The organism is Maridesulfovibrio salinus (assembly GCF_055394525.1).
The window spans coordinates 433007-452837 of record NZ_AP042461.1 but is presented as its reverse complement, the minus strand read 5'-3'; the positions used below and the strand labels follow the sequence as shown (position 1 = coordinate 452837).

23 protein-coding genes are annotated in these 19831 nt (G+C 47.4%); 12 read left to right on the top strand and 11 right to left on the bottom strand.

The genetic code is table 11. The annotated features are described in order from the left end of the window. The first annotated feature begins 36 nt into the window (after positions 1-36). From ACZ5PW_RS02065 to ACZ5PW_RS02030, 8 genes are read left to right on the top strand one after another with little or no spacing between them, the layout of a single operon-like run. A complete protein-coding gene (locus ACZ5PW_RS02065) occupies positions 37-345 on the top strand; it encodes an STAS domain-containing protein (protein WP_464557587.1) in 309 nt (102 codons plus the stop codon). 33 nt (positions 346-378) lie between these two features. Then, the gene (locus ACZ5PW_RS02060; protein ID WP_464557584.1) at positions 379-1128 is read left to right on the top strand and encodes an ABC transporter permease; all 750 of its coding nucleotides are present in this window, start codon (positions 379-381) and stop codon (positions 1126-1128) included. Positions 1129-1133: 5 nt separating this feature from the next. Beyond that, on the top strand, positions 1134-1937 hold the full coding sequence (locus ACZ5PW_RS02055; RefSeq protein WP_464557581.1) for an ABC transporter ATP-binding protein: 804 nt from the start codon (positions 1134-1136) through the stop codon (positions 1935-1937). 12 nt (positions 1938-1949) lie between these two features. Continuing rightward, positions 1950-2912, top strand: a complete 963-nt coding sequence (locus ACZ5PW_RS02050; protein WP_464557578.1) for an MlaD family protein — start codon at positions 1950-1952, stop codon at positions 2910-2912. Continuing rightward, on the top strand, positions 2905-3528 hold the full coding sequence (locus tag ACZ5PW_RS02045) for a hypothetical protein (protein WP_464557575.1): 624 nt from the start codon (positions 2905-2907) through the stop codon (positions 3526-3528). Before ACZ5PW_RS02050 ends, ACZ5PW_RS02045 begins: the two co-directional genes overlap by 8 nt. A gap of 7 nt (positions 3529-3535) precedes the next feature. After that, positions 3536-3934: a DnaJ family domain-containing protein gene (locus ACZ5PW_RS02040; RefSeq protein ID WP_464557573.1), complete on the top strand. Its 399-nt coding sequence runs from the start codon at positions 3536-3538 to the stop codon at positions 3932-3934. A 32-nt stretch (positions 3935-3966) separates the two neighbouring features. Next, a complete protein-coding gene (locus ACZ5PW_RS02035; protein ID WP_464557572.1) occupies positions 3967-5304 on the top strand; it encodes a WD40 repeat domain-containing protein in 1338 nt (445 codons plus the stop codon). A 34-nt stretch (positions 5305-5338) separates the two neighbouring features. After that, a complete protein-coding gene (locus ACZ5PW_RS02030; protein ID WP_464557571.1) occupies positions 5339-6679 on the top strand; it encodes an ATP-dependent 6-phosphofructokinase in 1341 nt (446 codons plus the stop codon). Positions 6680-6766: 87 nt separating this feature from the next. Here ACZ5PW_RS02030 and ACZ5PW_RS02025 read toward each other — a convergent pair whose 3' ends face one another. The 4 genes from ACZ5PW_RS02025 to ACZ5PW_RS02010 form a co-directional block, all read right to left on the bottom strand. After that, positions 6767-7423, bottom strand: a complete 657-nt coding sequence (locus ACZ5PW_RS02025; RefSeq protein ID WP_464557570.1) for a DUF2959 domain-containing protein — start codon at positions 7421-7423, stop codon at positions 6767-6769. 158 nt (positions 7424-7581) lie between these two features. Further along, complete coding sequence (locus ACZ5PW_RS02020; protein ID WP_464557568.1) at positions 7582-8259, bottom strand: CBS and ACT domain-containing protein; 678 nt, start codon at positions 8257-8259, stop codon at positions 7582-7584. A 296-nt stretch (positions 8260-8555) separates the two neighbouring features. Then, positions 8556-9839: a peptidase U32 family protein gene (locus tag ACZ5PW_RS02015; protein ID WP_464557567.1), complete on the bottom strand. Its 1284-nt coding sequence runs from the start codon at positions 9837-9839 to the stop codon at positions 8556-8558. A 21-nt stretch (positions 9840-9860) separates the two neighbouring features. Further along, on the bottom strand, positions 9861-10718 hold the full coding sequence (locus ACZ5PW_RS02010) for a PHP domain-containing protein (protein WP_464557566.1): 858 nt from the start codon (positions 10716-10718) through the stop codon (positions 9861-9863). Positions 10719-10855: 137 nt separating this feature from the next. On the opposite strand from ACZ5PW_RS02010, the gene ACZ5PW_RS02005 reads away from it, so the two are divergent. Both ACZ5PW_RS02005 and ACZ5PW_RS02000 read left to right on the top strand, forming a co-directional pair. Beyond that, positions 10856-11041, top strand: coding sequence for a Trm112 family protein (locus ACZ5PW_RS02005; protein ID WP_464557565.1), 186 nt, complete (start codon positions 10856-10858; stop codon positions 11039-11041). A gap of 68 nt (positions 11042-11109) precedes the next feature. Next, the gene (locus ACZ5PW_RS02000) at positions 11110-11541 is read left to right on the top strand and encodes an FKBP-type peptidyl-prolyl cis-trans isomerase (RefSeq protein ID WP_464557563.1); all 432 of its coding nucleotides are present in this window, start codon (positions 11110-11112) and stop codon (positions 11539-11541) included. 249 nt (positions 11542-11790) lie between these two features. On the opposite strand, the gene ACZ5PW_RS01995 is transcribed toward ACZ5PW_RS02000, so the two are convergent. Continuing rightward, on the bottom strand, positions 11791-12273 hold the full coding sequence (locus ACZ5PW_RS01995; RefSeq protein ID WP_464557562.1) for a YchJ family protein: 483 nt from the start codon (positions 12271-12273) through the stop codon (positions 11791-11793). A 58-nt stretch (positions 12274-12331) separates the two neighbouring features. Beyond that, positions 12332-12691, bottom strand: a complete 360-nt coding sequence (locus ACZ5PW_RS01990) for a NifB/NifX family molybdenum-iron cluster-binding protein (RefSeq protein WP_464557561.1) — start codon at positions 12689-12691, stop codon at positions 12332-12334. Positions 12692-12806: 115 nt separating this feature from the next. Here ACZ5PW_RS01990 and arfB point away from each other — a divergent pair, with 115 nt between their 5' ends. Next, a complete protein-coding gene (arfB, locus tag ACZ5PW_RS01985) occupies positions 12807-13223 on the top strand; it encodes an alternative ribosome rescue aminoacyl-tRNA hydrolase ArfB (RefSeq protein ID WP_464557560.1) in 417 nt (138 codons plus the stop codon). 143 nt (positions 13224-13366) lie between these two features. Here arfB and ACZ5PW_RS01980 read toward each other — a convergent pair whose 3' ends face one another. The 5 genes from ACZ5PW_RS01980 to ACZ5PW_RS01960 all read right to left on the bottom strand — a co-directional run bounded on the left by ACZ5PW_RS01980 (position 13367) and on the right by ACZ5PW_RS01960 (position 18553). Beyond that, the gene (locus ACZ5PW_RS01980; protein ID WP_464557559.1) at positions 13367-14332 is read right to left on the bottom strand and encodes a hypothetical protein; all 966 of its coding nucleotides are present in this window, start codon (positions 14330-14332) and stop codon (positions 13367-13369) included. Between the two features lie 6 nt (positions 14333-14338). Continuing rightward, positions 14339-14608, bottom strand: a complete 270-nt coding sequence (locus ACZ5PW_RS01975; RefSeq protein ID WP_464557557.1) for a hypothetical protein — start codon at positions 14606-14608, stop codon at positions 14339-14341. Between the two features lie 238 nt (positions 14609-14846). Beyond that, positions 14847-16007: a hypothetical protein gene (locus tag ACZ5PW_RS01970; protein ID WP_464557556.1), complete on the bottom strand. Its 1161-nt coding sequence runs from the start codon at positions 16005-16007 to the stop codon at positions 14847-14849. Between the two features lie 58 nt (positions 16008-16065). Then, on the bottom strand, positions 16066-16662 hold the full coding sequence (locus tag ACZ5PW_RS01965) for a 3'-5' exonuclease (RefSeq protein ID WP_464557554.1): 597 nt from the start codon (positions 16660-16662) through the stop codon (positions 16066-16068). 301 nt (positions 16663-16963) lie between these two features. Beyond that, on the bottom strand, positions 16964-18553 hold the full coding sequence (locus ACZ5PW_RS01960) for a peptide chain release factor 3 (RefSeq protein WP_464560471.1): 1590 nt from the start codon (positions 18551-18553) through the stop codon (positions 16964-16966). Positions 18554-18856: 303 nt separating this feature from the next. On the opposite strand from ACZ5PW_RS01960, the gene ACZ5PW_RS01955 reads away from it, so the two are divergent. Next, positions 18857-19831 carry a hypothetical protein gene (locus ACZ5PW_RS01955; RefSeq protein ID WP_464557553.1) on the top strand — a complete coding sequence of 325 codons (975 nt, stop codon included), beginning with the start codon at positions 18857-18859 and terminating at the stop codon, positions 19829-19831.

Below are 19831 nucleotides of genomic sequence, written 5' to 3'. Positions count from 1 at the left end.
AATGGTTGTGCGTCAGCATAGAGATAAGGAGTGATTATGAGTTTGGCCTGGAAAATGGAATCCTCCATTGATGATGTATTGATTAAGATAATTGGTGAGGTTGATTTCACCGGAACTCCTCAGCTGCGTGAGGAGCTGCATGATTTCGTGGGGCAGACTTCGGGAGAGGTTCGGGTTGATCTTTCTGAACTGGAGTATCTGGACAGCTCTGGACTTGCATCGCTGATAGAATTGAGACGCATTCTGACAAAAGATGGGCGCAGTGTTAAGATTGTAGCAGTTACTGAACAGGTTGACAGGTTATTGAAGCTGACTCAGGTGAAGCCTCTTTTTGGAATGACTTAGAGTAGATGTGACTAATCTTTGAAAAGGTGAAATATGAACGGGACAAGCGTACTGGCATGGATGATTTCCAGATTGCTTGGATGCCTGCGTCTTACTCCCGGCAAGAAAAAAACATTTTATCGTAAAAGGCTCTATCGGGACCTGGCCCAGGTTGGAGCCGACTCCATTCCCATAGTGAGCGTGATTTCTGCATGCACCGGAATCATTCTGGCTCTGCAGTCCGCACAGCAACTCGAAAAAGTCGGGGCCATCAGCTATGTGGCCAATCTTGTAGGCGTAACGATCATTCGTGAGTTGGGCCCTCTCCTTACTGCTATCATTGTTACCGGACGATCTGGGGCCGCTTTCACTGCCGAAATTGCCACAATGCAGATTTCAGAAGAAATAGATGCATTGGAAGTAATGGGCATAGAGCCGGTGCGTTTTCTTGTTGTTCCCAAATTGATTGCCATGCTTATCATGGTTCCCTGCCTGACTGTCTGGGCTGATTTTATAGGTATTTTCTCAGGCGGTGCTTTCTCTGCCCTCGCTCTGGGTATCAATAAATCTACATATTTTTACAACTCAATTGAATTTCTGCAATTAAGAGATGTTATCTCAGGTCTTGTTAAAAGCGGAGGATTTGCAGTCGCTATTACAGTGATTGGCTGCTGGCAGGGGTTTCTGGCTCGGGAAGGAGCTGCCGATGTTGGCCGGAAGACAACTAACTCAGTAGTGATTTCGATTTTTATGATAATCCTGCTGGATCTCTTCTTCACAGCCTTGAACTTTCTTTTTCGGTGATAATCATGATGATTTCGCGATATGCTCAAGATATAACTCTCAAGAATCTCAGCCTTGGTTATCCCGGGAAAATTCTGATGGAGAATTTGAATGCTGTACTCCCTGCCGGGAAAGTAAATGTTATTCTCGGAGGCTCAGGCTGCGGAAAGTCTACACTTCTTCGTCATATTCTGGGGCTGAATAAGCCAGTATCCGGTGAAATTTTTCTTGGTGATACCAATCTGACCGGCCTGGATGATGAAGATGAGTACAAAAAGATCAGGACCCGTATGGGAGTTCTGTTTCAGGATGGGGCAATGCTCGGTTCATTGACTCTTGGAGAGAATGTAGCCCTCCCGCTGCAGGAGCACACAGAACTGCCGGACAGCATAATCGAGGAAGTGGTCCTGATGAAACTGCGTATGGTCGGACTGGGAGAGTTCATCCACTACTTTCCCAGCCAGCTGTCAGGGGGCATGCGGAAAAGAGCGGGGCTGGCCCGGGCTATGGTCATGGACCCCACAACCTTGCTCTGCGATGAACCTTCATCCGGATTGGACCCGATAACCGCCGCTGATCTTGATCAGCTTATTCTGAAGCTTAAAGAGACATTTAATGTTACAACAGTAGTGGTTACCCATGATCTGGACAGTCTGTTCAACATTGCTGATCATGTTGTGGTTCTGCATAAAAACAGATGTCTGTATCAGGGTGATCTGGACGGGCTGCGCGAGTCTGATGATCCATATATAATTGATTTTCTGGAACGGCGTCCCACTGAACATGATGAGACAATGGAAAGGGCAGTTAAATTCCGCAGCAGACTATAACCGGAGTATGAAATGGTTCTTAATCCACGAAGTTCCGTGTCGGATATAATCAAGGCAGGGCTGGCGGTCCTTGCCGGACTGGTTGTGCTCGGCCTTTTCATAGTTTTTCTTGGAGGGCACGATTTTTTTTCGGAATATTCCAAGTATAGAATTCTTTTCCACAATGTTAAGGATCTGACTTCAGGCAGGCCTGTTAAATATGCAGGTCTGAGAGTCGGTAAAGTGGACAGTATAAGCGTCGACCCTGAATCTCCCGGTCTGATTTCCGTAACCATCAACGTCCAGAAGGATTTCCCATTGTACGATGGAACAGTCGCTACTGTGACCCAGAAGGGGCTTGTGGGAGATAACTATATACTTCTCCAGCTTTCCGGAGAAGCGGGGAACAGACTTGATCCCGGAGACCGGATTCCTGCAGCTGTGACCATGAGCATGAATGATGTAGCTGCCGCAATGGGGAAATCTCTTGCCAGACTGACTCCTCAGCTTGAAAGGCTCATAAATGGCGTTGAGAGGCTCTTTTCCGATCAGAATGTGTCCAACATCGAAAAAAGTCTGAAAATGGCTCCTGAGCTGCTTGCCCAGACCAACGCAACTTTGGTTTCTTTCCGTAAAGAGTGGCAGAATCTTGCCGGGACTGGAGCTGAGGCAGTGCGAAGCGGCTCGAACAATATAACGAGGCTTACAGCAGAGGTTACGGATACTTTGCAGAAAATAGAGGAGGTTCTGTCTACTCTTGAAAGTGATCTGAGCAGTACTTTGCACAATGTGGACGGGCAGGTGGTCCGGGCTGTGGATGGAATTGAAGGTCTTACTGATGACCTGAGAAAAAATATGGAATACGATCAGGAAGAGTTGGAGATGATCCTTATCAATATAAACCGTCTTTCAAGGGAAATGAACCGGTTGGCCCGTTCCCTGCGTGAACGCCCCTGGCAGATTCTCAATCCTCCTCAGGGAGCAACAAATGATTAATAAGTTTATTTCGGTGCTGATTGTCCCGGTTTTAATTATCCTATCCGGCTGCATCGGAGGTAAATCTGTGGAGTCTTCTTTTCTCCGTGTGGGAATCAGCCATGATGTCAGCAGTTCATGTGAGCGGGTTAAACCTGATCTGCCCAGACTGGCAGTAAAAAGGTTTGTATCCATGCCCTCTATTGACAGGGAGACGGTCATAGTTGCCAATGGCCCTGTTCTTAAGCCTGATTACCGTTGGAGCTGGGAGGGAACTCCGGGGGAGATCATGGATCTGGAAGTTGTCCATGCCCTGAGCTGTCTGAACAGTTATGAAGTTGTAACTCCTTATAGGCCCGGTATTGAAAGATCCTTAGTGCTATCCGGAGTAATTACATCCTTTGAATTGCAGAGATCCGGAATGGATGAATTTCATATTGCGGTGCGCTATTCTCTGTGGGACGGTTCCGGAAAGAAACTGCTTGCCCGCAGATCCGTCATGGCAGCAACTCCGGTCGGTAGTATCACTGGGCATTCGATAGCGGATGCGGCAAGGCAGTGTATGGGAGTAGTTATGGAAAAGACAATTCACTGGCTTGAGAATCTTGGGGAAATCCTCCCTGTCACAAAGCAATAACGATAAGATGTATTTCATACATGCCATAGCCGAGGCGAAAATCAGCGAATCTGAGCGTAAAGGAGAGTTTGATGATCTCCCGTGCAAGGGACATCCTATCGAGTACGAGGACGACTCCATGATTCCTGCGGAGTTGCGCATGGCCTATAAGGCACTTAAAAATGCCGGGTACCTGCCACCTGAGATGCAATTGCATAAAGATATTCACTCCGCCCTTGATCTGTTGGAAAACATGGAGGATGAAAAAGAGCGGTATGTGCAGATGCAAAAGGTTAACATACTGTTTGAGCGGGTTAAATCCTCGCGGGGAAAGAAGATTTCAATTGACGCTGAAGACGAATATTATAAAAGCATTGTCGAGCGCATAACTTTACACAGCAAGAGATTCAAGGAAAAAGAAGAATGATTCCAAGATATTTTAGGGCCTGTTTATGTGGGATGACCTTAATTGTTATAGGAACAGTCCTGACCGGGACCGCCCACAGTTCAGACCGTGAACGGGTAGGGCAGTCCTACATAAATATCCCTCAGCAGTTGGAAAAGGGAACAACAGCATCTTTAAAAAAGTATGTATCCAAACTGCTTTCCACTGAGTATGTAAGTGCTTCAAAACTTTACGATCCACCCATTGAAGGGCTGGAAGACAAATTTTATTTTTCGGTTAAAAGAGAAAAGGCTGTCCCGATTATTGCGGGTGGCGTTTCGGCTTTCGCGGGTAATGAAGAGGGGCTCGCCGCTGCCCTTTACGATGGTACAGTCCGTATCTGGAGCGATCTACCGTGCCGTAAAATACATCTCCCCGGAGGGGGAGGGGCTGAAAATATCGGTTATGGTCCTGGGAGCCCCTCACTGGCCGCCACATCTGCCGATGGTAACAAGCTTTATGTTTTTGATGTAAAAGAATGCTCAAGGGTTCCGGGAGAAATTCCTGTAGAGCATGGACCGGTTAAAAAGATGGCTGTATCCCGGACAGGGGACTGGCTCGGAATAATAGACAGTTTTAACACCCTTAAATGTGGATCAGTCAAAGGCCCACTTGACGAAGTTAGCGTACTTGAGGGCACTCCCATACATCTTGGGTATACTCCCGGGCAAGGGGTTCTTATTGCCGTGGAAGCATCCGGCAAGATAACCAAGATGGGAATGAAGACCATGTCCCGAATGAATGCAGATCATGTTCCGGGGGGACCGTTCGGCTCTGCCAGAATGGCGGGTTATGTGGTCTGCCTGACTGCTGATGATGGAACTCAGGTCTACTGGGATCTGCGCAGGCGAGAAGTTGTTAAGAAGTCTCAGGCGTTGAGTGAGCAGCCTTCATGGATTTATGAACAGGGTGATTCTCTGGTTTATTCTACAGGGGTTGATCGCTGGAAAGTGACCGAGCACCTCGGAATGCCGATGTTTATTGTTTCCTGTTCCGTAAAGGAAAAGTTGCTCAGAGTTCGTGACCTGGATGGTGAAACCCGTTACTATAGTACACTGGACGGTAAAGAATGTTCCAGTGGCGAAGCTGATGACTGGGAAGTGATTACTCCTAAAAAGGGAGTATATTCCTCTGGAAAAGATTCTTTCAGGCTCTATGACAGGGTTTTTCAGAAAGGGCTGCAGGCGCTTTACTGCCGGCATATAGAAGGGCGCGGTTTCTACCTCTGGTGGAGCCAGACTTCAAAATATGCAAAAAGAAATGCTCACCCACTTGAATTACCGGTGCGGGAAAGTATACTGGCTGACCAGCCGGTGCTGTGGGTACCACTCATTGAAGGTGAAATCAGATAATTACAGGGCGTAAACCCGACTCAGGAGGTTTCGAATGCCTAAAAAAGCGACACAAGATAAGAGTTCAATCAACACTGATATCCCCATTCTGGGAAAAGCCAAAATTCCTTCACCGCTGAAGAGATGTATTTTTATTGAGGATCAGGAGCGCACTCTGGTTAACCTGGCAGAGGAGGAGATGGATTCATCCGTTGAGGATAATGTTTACCAGAAATTTGAGAAAGCCGGACCAAGGGCTTTTACCTATTTTGACCCTTCCAAAACCAAATGCGCTATCGTCACCTGTGGAGGGCTCTGCCCAGGTCTTAACGATGTAATCCGGTCAATTGTGCTTGAGGCGCATTACCTTTACAAAGTTCCTTCTGTCCTCGGGATCAAGTTCGGCCTGCAAGGTTTTATTCCTAAATACGGCCATGATGTTGTGGAGCTTACCGCTGAAAAGGTGGCCAATATTCACCAGTTCGGAGGTACAATCCTCGGTTCTTCAAGAGGGCCGCAGGATCCAGAGGAAATTGTGGACGCTCTGGAACGAATGAATATTTCCGTTCTTTTTATGATCGGTGGTGACGGAACCATGCGTGCTGCGCAGAATATCGTAGCAGAGATCGCAAAGCGTAAAATTAAAATATCTGTTATCGGCGTGCCCAAGACGATTGACAACGATATTAACTTTGTAACCAAGTCTTTTGGTTTTGATACAGCTGTAGACAAGGCTACAGAGGCCATTCAGTGCGCTCATGTCGAGTCGCTGGGCGTGGTAAACGGTATCGGGTTGGTCAAGCTTATGGGCCGTGAATCAGGGTTTATTGCCGCTCAGGCAACACTGGCTCTGAAGGATGTTAACTTTGTCCTTGTCCCCGAGCATCCCTTTGAATTTGATGGGGAATATGGATTGCTAAGGTCCTTGGAAAAACGCCTGGAAGAGCGTCAGCACGCTGTAATCGTATGCGCTGAAGGAGCCGGGCAGGAACAATGCGAGTATACCGGTGAAAAGGACGCTTCAGGAAACCCGGTGCTTTGCGACATCTGCACCCTGATCATCCGCCGTATCAAAGATTACTTCAAGGATAGCGGGAAAGAAATAACTTTAAAGTTCATTGATCCAAGTTATATTATCCGTTCAGTACCGGCTAATGCCAACGACTGCGTCTATTGCGGATTTCTGGGGCAGCATGCGGTTCACGCCGCAATGGCCGGAAAGACCGGGATGGTGGTCAGCCGTTTGCAGGCGCGATATGTCCACCTGCCGCTCAACCTTGTTACCACCAAGCGCAAGAAACTGAACATCAGGTCCGACTACTGGCGTGCTGTCCTTGAATCTACGGGACAGGGACATCTGCGCAATGATATGGAAAAGGATATCTGTGAAATGTAATTGTCCGTTTTAGGTTCGTTGAAAAAAATCCCGCAAAACCTCAGGTCTTGCGGGATTTATCCGTTTGGATAAGGTGATTGAATGCTGTCAGCTTTTTTTGAGTTCTTTAATGAAAGCGTCAGCCTCATCAATAGATTTCTGCATTTCCTTGATCAGGCGGCCTATGTCTGCTTCAAGGGTGTCCAGTTCGCTTTTAAGTGAAGCAATAGCTTGTGCATTAAGGTTGTGCTTCAGGTAAAGAACCTGATCACGAAAAACATCAAGGACAGGGTCAATTTTGCCTTCAGCCTTGCGCATGGCAGAGACTAGACGCTTGAATTTGCTTTTGGTTTTAGAAAGCTTGACCCGGCTCTCATTGCGCAGTTTTCTGCTGGTATACTGATCGAGTTCGCGGTTCCATTCTTCAAAAAGATCTGAGCCCACTTCTTCAACAGCGTCTATGCGTTTTCTGACATCAAGGGCTGCGGCCTCACTGTCCTCATATTCATCGTTCAGTCGTTCATATACTTCCTGAAGATCACCGCCATGGAATCCGGTCAGAGCGCTGAATTTCTCAAGAGCAGTTTTAAACTGTTCGCTGGCTTCCTCCTGTGATTCCCTCGCCTTTTCAACGTTTGAAACCAGAATATCACGCTTGTGATAACCCATGGTCTCCATTGTTTTATAGTAAGCGGACTGGCAGCCTGTGGATACCAGCATAAGGCCTACTAAAAAGGCACATATCAGTCTGTTTTTTAAATACATTAATTTCTCCTTTCCCTTAATGCGGGCTTTCAAAAAATATTTTCTATCTTAGAATTGGCGGTAATAATTGTCAAAAAAGCCCCGGCACTTGAGTGCCGGGGCTTAGATTGCTGATTTTGACTATGTCATCAAACTCGGCTGGATTATTTAAATCTTACTCAGGAAGTAAGCCCATGAACTGAATCACGAACCCAGAACATCATGTTGAAATTTTCGGCAATGCCCTCTTTGATCTGGTTCAGCGCGGCTTTCTCCATATCATGGATACGGATGAATACATGGCGCATGTTCTCCTGTTCCGGTTCGTAAGAGGTCAGAATAGACATGACTCTGGCGTTATTGTCTTTAAGGTAGTCGAGTACTCCGTTCAGTGAACCGGGCTTGTTGGAGAGAGCCAGGCCTATTTGAACGCCTCCGTCCATAACTCCGGTGATCTGGATAAGAACCTTGAAAACATCAGTGTTGGTAATGATTCCTACGCATTTGTTATTGACGTCAACTACAGGTATACCACCGATCTTTTTGTCTTCCATGATAACAGCTGCTTTCTCCACTGTGTCTTCCACAGATACAGTTATTACCTTGCGGGTCATGATATCCTTAACTTTGATCTCTGAAAGCAGATAGTAAAGCTCATGCATGTCAAGGGTGGTTGCTTTTGACGGTGACGCTTCCTTGATATCGCGGTCCGAAACAATCCCCACAAGTACGCCTTCATCATCAACTATAGGCAGTCTGCTGATATCATTGTCTTTCATGAGTTTGGCGGCTTTCATCATGGATCGGTCATGAGTGAGTGTGATTACATCAGTGGTCATCCAATTCTTGACGAGCATTCGGAACCTCCTTGAGTGTGGCTGCCTGCTACACGGTTGTACATGCTACCGCTGACTGACGGCTCTGCTTTAGGTGTTTCTATTTAAAATCTGCTTACACAATGCAGTGTAATTCCTGACTTGATTCAAGATATCCATTTTCCTACTAATATGATTATATAAACAAATGTCTGCGGTCAATGTTCAGTGTATGAATTTTATTTGCAGCTTGCATTTTCCTGATGAAGGATGAAATCAAATAGGTATGTGGCGTTGTTATTTTTTTAAAAACAGTTCCATTGGTGGAAAGTGATAAATTAAGTTAATGATTTGCGGATAAATAAACCCGGTTTTAAGTCATCGTTCTCACATCGCAGAACCGCCTGAGTTCCGGAGTGTATTGTCTCCTGTATTTCTCCGTGAATATTTTCAAACCGGTAACTGCCGGCGGACATTAACGGGCGGTTAAGGCCGGGAAGGATTATTTCCGCATTGCACTTGTTCTCCCAGCGCGACTTGACAGAGACCAGCCAGCTGTCATCGGATTGCTTTTCAATAACTCTGGCAACCATGGGCTTACGCTCATCCTTGCCGGGAGGGTTGGCAATTGTTGAAGGGCCGGACTTCTTGAAAAAAGCAGTGCTCAAGGGGCGGGTGGCGGTGTTGACGAGCTCTGGCATAGCCTGCTCCGGCAGGGGGAGTCCGTTTTGCACTGCGTCTATTACCGTGCGGTAAACATCCACCACCTGTGCAAGGTAGGAAGAGCTTTTTGTTCTCCCTTCAATTTTAAGGGAAGCGATCCCCATTCTGGAGAGCATCCGAACATACCGGACAAGGCAGAGGTCTTCTGCTGCGAAGAATTCAGTGTAACCGTCGTGATCAACCGTTTCCCATACATCCTGACCGGGACGAGTCTTTTCTTCCACTTTGATTCCGGTGGCCTTGTACTCAAAGCGGCAGGGGTGGGTACAGCGTCCCATATTTGCGGAGCGGTCATTCAACCATGAACTGAGGAAACAGCGTCCCGAAATAGCCATGCACATTGCTCCGTGCACGAACATTTCAAGTTCAATATCCGGGCATCGGGCAGCTATGTCAGCTACGTCTCTTGCGGATAACTCCCGTGCGAGGTTCACTCGTACAGCTCCGAATTTTTTCCAGAACCGGGCGGCTTCACTGTTGCCGGTATTTGCCTGAGTGCTGATATGAACGGGAATATCGGGAAGAATCTCCGAAGCAAGCATGAGCACGCCGGGGTCAGCTATGATCAACCCGTCAGGAGGGCATTCAGCGAGCTTTTCCATGTCGGCACTTACCGATCCCAGGTCCTTTTCCTTTGGGTAGGCGTTTATGCAGAAATATGCCTGTACATTGTTGGATCTGGTATGTTCGAAAGCCTGTGGCAGTTCTTCCCACTTGAAACCAGCCCCGGCGGAACGCAGATTGAGTCCCCCCGCTCCGAGGTAAACGGCATCAGCGCCATAAGCTACGGCTGTTTCGAGTTTCTCCATGTTCCCGGCCGGGCAGAGCAGTTCCGGCATTTTGGAGATATGTCCTTTCATCTTATGACCAATAGGGGTGTCTTTTTCAGTTTTACTCATGATAAATCTGGATTGAGAAAGTTATATTTTAAGTCCTTTGGACTGCCTGAAGGCTTTTAGGTCATCAAGAACGCTATGGTGGACAAAAAGATTTCCTGCGCCCTTGCCGAGCTGTATGTCTGGTTTGACGTATCCGTGGAAGTCCGATCCGCCACTGGCCTGCAGATTATATTTTTTGGCCATTTTCTTGATGAAACCTGTCATCTCGATAGTGTGTGAGCTGTAATATACTTCAATTCCCTCAAGGCCAAGGTCTTTAAGCCTGCGAATTTCGCTTTCCAGAATCTCTTCGTCAGAGCTCACCAGATAAGGATGGGCTAGTATGGGGGTAGCGTCGTTGGAGTGGAGCAGCTCAAATGCTTCCTCTGCGGTAATATTATTTTTGGGAATGTAGGCCTTCCCGTTTTTGCCCAGATAGTCCTGAAATGCTTCTTCAAAATCTTTGACATACCCCCTTGATAACATAATTCGGGCCATGTGCGGGCGTCCGATTGTGCCTGAGCCTTCCGCATGAAGATCTTCCATGGTAATATCCATACCCAGTTTTCGGAGGTTGGTTACCATGCCCTCGTTTCTGCTATTTCTGCGGGCGCGTATTTCATCAAAAGATTTTTTTAGTTTGTAGGAATATGGATCTACCCAGAGTCCCACAATGTGAAGCACTCCTACCTCTGTGTGGACACTTAGCTCACAGCCGGGAATGACTTCAACCCCGGTTTTGACTCCGGTTTCAAGGGCTTCGGGTAAACCGTCCATGGTATCATGGTCTGTCAGGGCTATGGCGGAGAGTCCGGCCTTTCTGGCAGCGCGGACAAGTTCTTCCGGTGGCATTGTTCCGTCTGAAGCTGTGGAATGTGTGTGCAGGTCAATGGCTGGCATCTGATTCTCTCCAAAATGACTGAGTGTTTCCTGCAGAATGTAATCATCATTGCGTGAAGTGGAAACTGCGGGGTTGAGGAATTTGTTTTCTATAGTTATAGGGTACTGATCAGACAATGCGCAAGGAGTACCTTAGTATGGCTCTTAATAAAGAACTGATTGATATTCTGGTCTGTCCCAAATGCAAAGGGGAACTTGAACTTCTCGAAGGCGAAACCGGGCTCAAATGTGATTCCTGTAAAGTCGTCTACCCGGTAAAAGATGAAATCCCGATAATGCTGGTGGATGAAGCTGTTCCCGCTGATAAGTGGGACAAAAGCTGATTTAAAAATAATAAACAATGCGGTTCACAGCCCCTATCGGCTGACCGCGACACACACAAGGAGTATCCATGTCCCAAGCCAAAGACGGCGACAAAATCCGCGTTCACTACGCCGGAGCCCTCGAAGACGGCACTGAATTCGACTCCTCTTACAAAAGGGGTGAGCCTCTTGAGATTGTTCTCGGCCAGGGAATGCTGATCAAGGGCTTTGAAGACGCCGTCAAAGGTCTTTCGGTCGGTGAAAAAGTAAAAGCAACCATCAGTCCTGAAGAAGGCTACGGTCCTTACCACGAAGAACATACCTTCGAAGTTGACCGCAATCAGATTCCGCCCGAGATCAACCCCGAAGTGGGCATGATGCTTCAGGTGAACACCGATCAGGGTGTAACCAACGTAACCGTTAAGTCCGTTACCGATGAAAAGGTAGTTCTTGACGGCAACCATCCCCTCGCAGGCCAGACTATGGTCTTCGATATCGAGTTGGTTGAAATACTCTCTTAAATAACTGTCTGGTCCGTTTTTCAGCGGACGTTTCAGCTGTTAAGTAAATAAAAACGGTCGGCTTTTCCGGGTAATTCCGGAAAAGCCGACCGTTTTTTTATTGAAAAATTACAGGGAGGACCTGAGTTGGGTGAAAATGTCCGTCTAATCTTCTGCTGAAACGGCTTTTTCAGGACTGACTAAATAAACCCCCGCACCGATGACCGGAACGGGGGCTTAATTTATCTGGACTCAAAGCTGTAGGTTAAATTAACCGCAGCACTTCTTGTATTTCTTGCCGCTTCCGCAGGGGCAGGGCTCGTTGCGTCCGACTTTTTTATCTTTCTTGATTGGCTGGGGAGGCACGATGTCACCATCCACATAAAGCCATTTACCTTCACGTTTTTCAAAAACGCTGGCTTCGTGGTGAGTATGAATCGCTCCCTGCTGTCTGAATTTGGCGATGAATTCTACTTCGCCCTTTTCGTCTTCGGGTTGCCCTTTGGAGGTGGAAACAATGGTGAGTCCCATCCAGGTGGAAGTTTCAGCCCAGTTTTTTACCTGTGCTTCATCGTAATCATGCTTGCTTTCGGGAGCCAGTGTGTCTCCCAGATAGTCCACTTTTTTTACAACAAAAGCGGAGTAACGGGAACGCATGAGGGCTTCGGCTGTGGGGGCAGGTTCTTTACCTGTGATGTAAGGTTCGCAGCAGCTTTCGTAAGCATTGCCGGAACCGCAGGGACATTCATTCATGTTTGTTGATCTCCAAATTTTTTTCTATGACCCGTGGACGTTTCAGTCCATGACAGGCCTAATGATTTCCGCAGGATTCGTGGTCGTCACAAACGGTTGCGGAATCAGTGACATTACCGGTGCTCCATTGAGCTACAGCTTCCTTGAGGTCACCGCTGCAACCGCGGATAACCTGAATACCGCTGTTCTGCAAGAGGTTCACAGCTCCTTGGCCCATATTGCCTGCAAGCATTACTTCAACACCCATTTCAGCGAGTGTGGGAACAATGTTGGATTTGCATCCGCAACCCGGGGGAGGGGTAAGTTTATCTTCTTCGACAATATTCTTGGACTCGTCCAGAGTGAAGATGGTGAAAGCTTCACAGTGACCGAAATGTCCGTCAATCTGCCCGTCTCTTGAAGGGAGTGCTATTTTCATGATTGTATTCTCCTTAAAAAAAAGTAAGAACGATGCAGACCCAAAAACATCGAACTCAATAGAATGCGTACGCCACATACGCATCCAAAAAACAGTAACATCCGATTGAGACGCTATGATAAGTATCACATCCGCATTGTCCATACCCGATAATGAAATAAATTTCATCTCCAGCCGCAGCTCCGGCCCCGGAGGCCAACACGTTAACACCACTTCGTCCCGGGTGACCCTGATTTTTGATGTAGAGGGTTCGCTGAGTCTTTCAGATCATCAGAAGCATCTGATCAGGACCAGGCTGGCCAACCGGATAAATTCAAAGGGAGAGCTTCAGATTTCCTGTGACAGTCAGCGCAGTCAGCACCGCAATAAGGAAGAGGCTTTAAGCCGTTTCAGATGTCTGCTTGCCGAGGCTTTGCGGCCTGTGAAAAAAAGGCGTCCCACAAGGGTCCCCGGCTCCGCTAAGCGTAAACGTCTTGACCGCAAAAAGAGACGTTCAGAGGTAAAGAAGGGGCGGGGGCGTGTGGATTATTAATTCATGGTGCTGATACCGGATAGCAGGGGAACTGTGAATCACCCCGCCATGTTGCAAATGCCAGATGGTTTCCGACCCTCTAATCGTGGGACCTGTCTTCCGGGTAGCAGTGAGCGCCTAGTAATTAACAGTCACCGATTAAATCAGAGAGTAAGAACAAAGTATACTGATCCGACCAGAAGCAGACTCAGCGTGCGTAATCCCTGATTGTAAATAATCAGCTTGAGTGCCATCCGGCCCCGGAAAATTCCTGCGTAATAGGGAAGCTGGTGGCGTAAGGCCCTCATTGGCGTGGAGAGAATATTTCCAATCATAAGCGCCAGCACTATGCTGTGCGGTTCCAGTGTCCCGGCATGCAGAAGTGAGCCGGCTGCGGCCAGCCCTGCGGTGAATTCTGCGGCCAGACTGAACGCGATTATACCGAAAACCTGTGGACTGAGCCATGACAGGAAGGTCATGTGTTCACTGAGATAGCTCTGGAAGTCGTTGAATAGCCCGTAATGGCGCAGAAAGAAAAAAACGATATAGATAGGCACGGTGATATAAATAACCCGGGGCAGCCTTTTTTTGAGTCTTTTGAGAGCTTTCTTTAGAATGGCCGAAAAGGATTTTGGTTCATGCTCCTGAAGCTTGCTCATAATGTCCGCGGTAAAGTCATCAGGCGGTAGGGTTATTCTTCCCCAGAGAACGATGGCTCCGGTACGGATCACCGCTGCAATCAGAGTCAGTCCGACATAGATGAAGGCAACGCTTCCGATGAACGGTGCGGCAATGAAAAAGACAGTGGGCATGTGAAGGAAGTAGGTCGGCAGGCTGTTGAAAAGGTTTGATACAACCAGTTCCCGGTCAGATATTTCACCTTTTTCATATGCTTCCGAAAGCATGGAGTTGGCAGCGACACCGGAGAAAAAGGCCAGCGCGAAACTGGCCCCGCTGATATCTTTCAATCTTCCGGCCCGGATGAGCGGGGTCGCCAGGCGCCCCATGGTTCTGGCCCACCTCAAGCCTTCTACAATGTTTCCTATCAGCAGCCCTATGCTGATAAAGAGGACCAGTCTGAACAGGGGCCAGCCCAGTCCGTTCCAGAGAATGTCGGGAGAAAGAGACAAAAAGACCTACTTTGTTTTCCAGGTGTCCGCTTTTGTAATGCTGAGCAGGGAGTTACTGTTTTTAACTGCTCCAGCAGCAGTCAGTTCTTTAAGAGCTGCATTAAAGTCGGTTTCATTACCGTTCCATTTGGCCAGGCATCCTTCGATGGAAATCTCGTCAGGTCTGGCTTTGCAGTTCGTATCAGGATCTATTTTGTTACCTTCCTGCCCTTCGATAAGCAGAAAAAGGGATACTGCTTCAACTGAAAGTCCGAGATCAAAAATGGTTTTAGCCATTGTGTCCTCCATATTTAAATTTTACTGGAAAGGTATACCTGAACCGGAACAAGGGCCAGTTAAAAATGTTATCTTTATGAGTATAGAGCGGGGACTTTATTGCTGCAATCCCTCGTACAGCTGAAGAGATTCGAGGCTGTGCCGGATAAAATTTAGCGAAATCGGCTCAGGAAACGCAAAGGCTGCAGAATACTATTTAACTAAAATCCGGGGTGGAATATTTTTCAATGTAGGGGAGCTATCTGAAACTGCATCCCGATCTGTCGCACATGATTGTTCCAAGAGTTGTGCCTGCCTGGTTCTTCAAGATACATCTTTTCAATGGTCTTCCACTGTAATTGTAATATTCTGCAAGGGTCCGGTACAAGCTGAGAGCTGTTGATTCTGTTTTACCGTTAAGGGCTTCATTGCTTACTGTTGCATACAAAGTGTGGCCTTCCCTTCTAAATTCATTGAAAATTTTCTTACCGGAAGAAGTTTTGAGGTTCATGAATTTTTCAAGGCCGTGAAGTTTTGTTTTATATGCCCTTAATTTTTTAGTGTAGAGTGTGGAGCTTGGATTTATCTTTTTCAGGGCAGCATAGCCATTGATATTTTTTTCAATGAGAAATCCGGGAAGCGATTGGACGTGACGCATCAGCAGTTCTTCTTCTGTTCCGGGCAGCAATTCCCTGTATTCCTGAGGACATTTTGTCTCACGCTTTTTCAAGTCAGCTGAATAGGCAACAATACAGATATTTTTCTCAGGTTTCGGAGTAAGTTCAGCTACTTTGTTCAGAAAGGCTTCAACAGTCGATAGAGGGTGCTGTGTGGAGGTGACTGCAAGATAGAAATCTTTTTTGACTACGAGGTCGACAATTGACTTGTCCCTCAGAGCTTCTTTTTCCGCCTTTTCTATGAACTGTCTGCGGTCCTTAATAAGCTGGAGTCGTTTTTCATAATGCTTCTGGCGTGCCACATAATAATTGTTGGAAGGGGAAAGGGCGTGAAGTCTGTTATAGCCATTAAGGTTTTTTTCAACATCAACCGGGCTAAGGGAGTATACATATTTATATAAAATCTTTTCGATATCGGACTTCTTCAATGAACCCTCGGTTCCACTTTTTATCGAATTGAGATCACTGTCCAGTATTACAATTTCAGACTTGGAGAAATCACATTCCGCTGAAATCCTGTCGTTACGCAGAGATTTGATCCGGGAAACAGTTTTTATATTTTCAGTACGCAGATTTGAGTCCAGAATAACCAGATAATCGTTGTTCTCATGCTCCACAGCTTCCACTCCGGAGGTATTTTCAAGAGCATTGGTAAGTAAAGATGCACAATTATCCTGTGCCCATGCAGGAAGAACCAAGGTAGAAAAGGTAAGCAGTAAGGCAAGGATAAGTCGGGTATTCATGTTTCTCTCTTTTTTATGATGTGAAGTTGACCATGCCTTTCTTGTTATTCCGGTATTATTACAGAACACCCAGAGCCTGAAATTTAAGATAGATTTCCCTGCTGACCCAGGCATCGGTCGCAGCGTAGGTTATCTGTTGCGGGGTCAGCTCCTTGCGCCCCCAGTTGGAGCACTGCACTCCCTTGGATATCCTGAATCCAAGCAGGTTGGCAGCCAGATTGCGCAGCCCGTTGGTCTGCATCTCAAGTGACCGGGCGAGGTCGCCAAGGTCTACGAAGCCTCTGCCCTCAAAGGATGAAACTTCCCTGAGTTCTTTGACGTCGTTAATAACAGCCACCCCGGTTTTAATTATATCGGCAGAGGAGAGCATTTTTTTTATGCAGTCGGAAAGTGAAATATGACTTAGATGCAGGAGGTATACGCAGTCTTCAGTGGCCAGTTGGATAAGAGAGGGAGGGTAGGAAACCCCTTTTCGGAAGACCGGTCTGGTTTCAGTGTCGAATCCAAGAAGAGGGCATCTGCATATTTCTTCAAGGGCAGCCGGTACATCCTCTTCCGTATCAATCAGTTTGATAGGCCCTTCATACTGTCTAAGCGGCAGTTCGTTAATTTCAGCCTTAGTGAACTTTTTCTTATATTTTTCAGGTACTTGCATATAAAAGACGGTTTCCGGTATTGGTTGAAATATCACGTTGCAATTCACAACAGATAGTTCCTACCGGCCCGTGATGCTTCAGGAAAAAGGCCTGAAAAATCACGGGCGGGCAGGATATAGATCTGAACTGACGGGCGCATTTCAGCAGAACGGCCGGAGAAAAAGGAAGGCGGAAAACGGTCCTCTAACCTGGCACTCCCCGACCGTGAAACTGTATTTGTCCTGCTTTTGGATATTAAGGTATCAAGGGTTCGTCAACCCCATGTAACATTTTACGTTCTATTGTCCGGGCAGAGAACACCTACTGGTGTTCTCTTGTTTTATTGAATTTAATCTTGGGCCATTCCTCTTCAGCCTGCTGCAGCCTCCATTGGCTGGGGGCCAGAAAGGTCAGGTTGTCGTCACCGTCGAGAGCAACAAAACGGGGGTAGCGTTTTTTGATCCCATCCAGTTCTTTCTGTTCATCACTGCTTAGCCAGCGGGCAGTGTGGTATTCAACCGGTTCATACAGGGCCGCGACTCCGTATTCATCTCTGAGGCGGGACATGATAACATCAAACTGGAGAAGACCTACGGCCCCCATAATCTTATCATTGTTTCCCAGAGGCTTGAAAAGCTGAACAGCTCCTTCTTCTGCAAGCTGGTGGAGCCCTTTGTCCAGCTGTTTGCTTTTCATCGGGTCTTTGAGAATAACCCGGCGGAAATGCTCAGGGGCGAAGTTGGGAATACCGGTGAATTTCAGTTCTTCCTTGGAGGAGGTGAATGTGTCGCCGATTTTAATTGTGCCGTGGTTGTGTACCCCGATGATGTCTCCGGGGTAGGCTTCCTCAACGCCAGTCCTGTCCTGGGCCATGAATATTGTGGCATTGGCGATTTGAACTTCCTTGCCTATCCTATGGTGGCGCACCTTCATGCCTCGTTTGAATTTTCCGGAGCAGATGCGCATGAAAGCAATACGGTCCCGGTGTGCCGGGTCCATGTTAGCCTGAATTTTGAATGCGACAGCAGTAAAGTCCTTTTCAAAGGGAGAAACTTCGCGGGTGGTGGTCGCTCTTGGCTTGGGATGGGGGGCGAGTTCTACAAAAGAATCCAGCATTTCCTGAACGCCGAAGTTGTTAATGGCGCTACCGAAAAAGACTGGAGTCTGTTTACCGGCCAAATAGCGTTCCTTATCGAAGGGATAACCGGCCCCTTCAAGAAGCTCTAGTTCCTCACGAAGCTGATCGGCCTGTTCTCCCAGAAGCTCGTCCAGACGGGAGCTGGAAAGATCCTTGATCACTTCACCTTTCTGGATTCCTCCGCCGTGTACAGCGGAGAAGAGATGCAGTTCGCCTTTGTGGATATTGTAAGTGCCTTTGAAATCGGCTCCCATTCCCACGGGCCAGCTAAGGGGGGCACATTCAATCTTAAGGGTATCTTCAATATCCTGCAGCAGGTCAAATGGATCTATTCCTTCGCGGTCCATTTTGTTGATGAAGGTGATAATGGGAGTGTCGCGCATGCGGCATACTTCCATAAGTTTCTTTGTCTGGACCTCAACACCTTTGGCGCAGTCAATGACCATGAGAGCCGAGTCAACGGCAGTGAGCACCCTGTAAGTATCTTCGGAAAAATCCTGGTGACCGGGGGTGTCGAGCAGGTTTACCTCATAATCCTTGTAATTGAATTTCATGACAGAGGTTGTAACCGAGATCCCGCGTTCCTGCTCCATTGCCATCCAGTCGGATGTCGCGTGTCGGTTTGCCTTGCGGGATTTCACTGTTCCCGCCATCTGAATGGCTCCACCGTATAGCAGCAGTTTTTCAGTAAGGGTGGTCTTACCTGCGTCAGGGTGGCTGATGATTCCGAAAGTTCTTCTCCGCTCGACTTCCTTCCGGATATTGGCGTCTATATTCTGGGACATGATATATTTCCTGTGTATTGATTATGTTCTGATCGGTGGTGAACTGTAGTGGAAGCCGGGGTTCGGCTAGTTTATATATAGATGTTCACCGTAAGTGCTGGCTTGTCCGTATCAGGATTAGCACAAAGGTCAAGTACAAGTTCACTCCCCGGGAGTCTATGTACGGTTTTTGCGTTGCGTGTTTTATTTGATTAAGACTCTTCTGTGATTCATATTGTAGCTTTCGTTTTTGAAAGAGGTTACGATCAGAAATAAAGACCTATGCGTATAATTTCTAACGGGTGAATAAGAATGATAAAGAAAGCCAGCCTGCGGTTATTACAGCGTCCGCCCATGCCGGAAATGGTTCTTCAGGAAGAACTCTACCGTAAAACTTCACTGTCTGCCGATCTGGATGAGGCCGGGGACCCTTCTCGCGAACTGGATGGGCAGTTGCTTATGAATATACTTGTGAAGTTCTTTCATGCTTATGTTTATCCGGGGTCACACGAAACAGTTCAGGATCTAAGCGAAATCTCTCTGCTTTTTGATCAATTTGTTCACCGCAGGCTGGGCAGTGATGTTCTGGAAAACAGTGAAGATCTTCGTAAGGAACTGCTTTCTTACGGTTTTGCTCTATGCATGCTTGCTGATCTCCCTAAAAGTGCCCACATTTTCAAGGCAATCGCCGGAGCAGAGTCTGCACTGGACGGCGAGGCTTTTACCGGACTGGATATCGGAGCCGGAACCGGGGTGCTTATGCTTGCTATGAGTGTTCAGGCCCTTCGTAATGGTTTTGATGGCTTTTCTCTTGTCGGGATTGAACGTAACCAGATTGTAGCTGAGCGTACTAATGATGTAATGGGTCGGATGGGGATTGGCAATGTTCTGGTTGCGGACGCTAAAAAAGTTGAGAGTTACGGTTTTCTGGAAGACCGCCGGTTGAATTTCGTAAGCAATGAAACTCTGCCCAGTGTGAATCACAGTCTCTGGAAGGAGGATTTTATTTTTATCGCCCGTACTCTGTTTGAAGGTTTTCCTGATCAGTTATCGGAGGCTTCGTTTTTTCCTGAGGCTGTGCTTGTCGGGCGGAGCCCTTCGGAGATGCTGACCGTGATTGACAGCTCAAACGGTTTCCAGCTTGAAGAGGAAGACTATCCATTAAGATTGATGAAGCCCTATGCCATCAGCCTTTCCGGGGTCATGACTCCTCTGGAACATGTGGGCAGGGAGTATTCTGATTATGTCTCCGGGTTGTGGGCATCGGTCCTGACCCGCCGCTGGTAG

Coding starts and splice junctions, on each gene's coding strand:
- ACZ5PW_RS02065 (WP_464557587.1), top strand. CDS start 37: ATGAGTTTGGCCTGGAAAATGGAATCCTCCATTGATGATGTATTGATT.
- ACZ5PW_RS02060 (WP_464557584.1), top strand. CDS start 379: ATGAACGGGACAAGCGTACTGGCATGGATGATTTCCAGATTGCTTGGA.
- ACZ5PW_RS02055 (WP_464557581.1), top strand. CDS start 1,134: ATGATGATTTCGCGATATGCTCAAGATATAACTCTCAAGAATCTCAGC.
- ACZ5PW_RS02050 (WP_464557578.1), top strand. CDS start 1,950: ATGGTTCTTAATCCACGAAGTTCCGTGTCGGATATAATCAAGGCAGGG.
- ACZ5PW_RS02045 (WP_464557575.1), top strand. CDS start 2,905: ATGATTAATAAGTTTATTTCGGTGCTGATTGTCCCGGTTTTAATTATC.
- ACZ5PW_RS02040 (WP_464557573.1), top strand. CDS start 3,536: ATGTATTTCATACATGCCATAGCCGAGGCGAAAATCAGCGAATCTGAG.
- ACZ5PW_RS02035 (WP_464557572.1), top strand. CDS start 3,967: ATGACCTTAATTGTTATAGGAACAGTCCTGACCGGGACCGCCCACAGT.
- ACZ5PW_RS02030 (WP_464557571.1), top strand. CDS start 5,339: ATGCCTAAAAAAGCGACACAAGATAAGAGTTCAATCAACACTGATATC.
- ACZ5PW_RS02025 (WP_464557570.1), bottom strand. CDS start 7,423: ATGTATTTAAAAAACAGACTGATATGTGCCTTTTTAGTAGGCCTTATG.
- ACZ5PW_RS02020 (WP_464557568.1), bottom strand. CDS start 8,259: ATGCTCGTCAAGAATTGGATGACCACTGATGTAATCACACTCACTCAT.
- ACZ5PW_RS02015 (WP_464557567.1), bottom strand. CDS start 9,839: ATGAGTAAAACTGAAAAAGACACCCCTATTGGTCATAAGATGAAAGGA.
- ACZ5PW_RS02010 (WP_464557566.1), bottom strand. CDS start 10,718: ATGCCAGCCATTGACCTGCACACACATTCCACAGCTTCAGACGGAACA.
- ACZ5PW_RS02005 (WP_464557565.1), top strand. CDS start 10,856: ATGGCTCTTAATAAAGAACTGATTGATATTCTGGTCTGTCCCAAATGC.
- ACZ5PW_RS02000 (WP_464557563.1), top strand. CDS start 11,110: ATGTCCCAAGCCAAAGACGGCGACAAAATCCGCGTTCACTACGCCGGA.
- ACZ5PW_RS01995 (WP_464557562.1), bottom strand. CDS start 12,273: ATGAATGAATGTCCCTGCGGTTCCGGCAATGCTTACGAAAGCTGCTGC.
- ACZ5PW_RS01990 (WP_464557561.1), bottom strand. CDS start 12,691: ATGAAAATAGCACTCCCTTCAAGAGACGGGCAGATTGACGGACATTTC.
- arfB (WP_464557560.1), top strand. CDS start 12,807: ATGATAAGTATCACATCCGCATTGTCCATACCCGATAATGAAATAAAT.
- ACZ5PW_RS01975 (WP_464557557.1), bottom strand. CDS start 14,608: ATGGCTAAAACCATTTTTGATCTCGGACTTTCAGTTGAAGCAGTATCC.
- ACZ5PW_RS01970 (WP_464557556.1), bottom strand. CDS start 16,007: ATGAATACCCGACTTATCCTTGCCTTACTGCTTACCTTTTCTACCTTG.
- ACZ5PW_RS01965 (WP_464557554.1), bottom strand. CDS start 16,662: ATGCAAGTACCTGAAAAATATAAGAAAAAGTTCACTAAGGCTGAAATT.
- ACZ5PW_RS01955 (WP_464557553.1), top strand. CDS start 18,857: ATGATAAAGAAAGCCAGCCTGCGGTTATTACAGCGTCCGCCCATGCCG.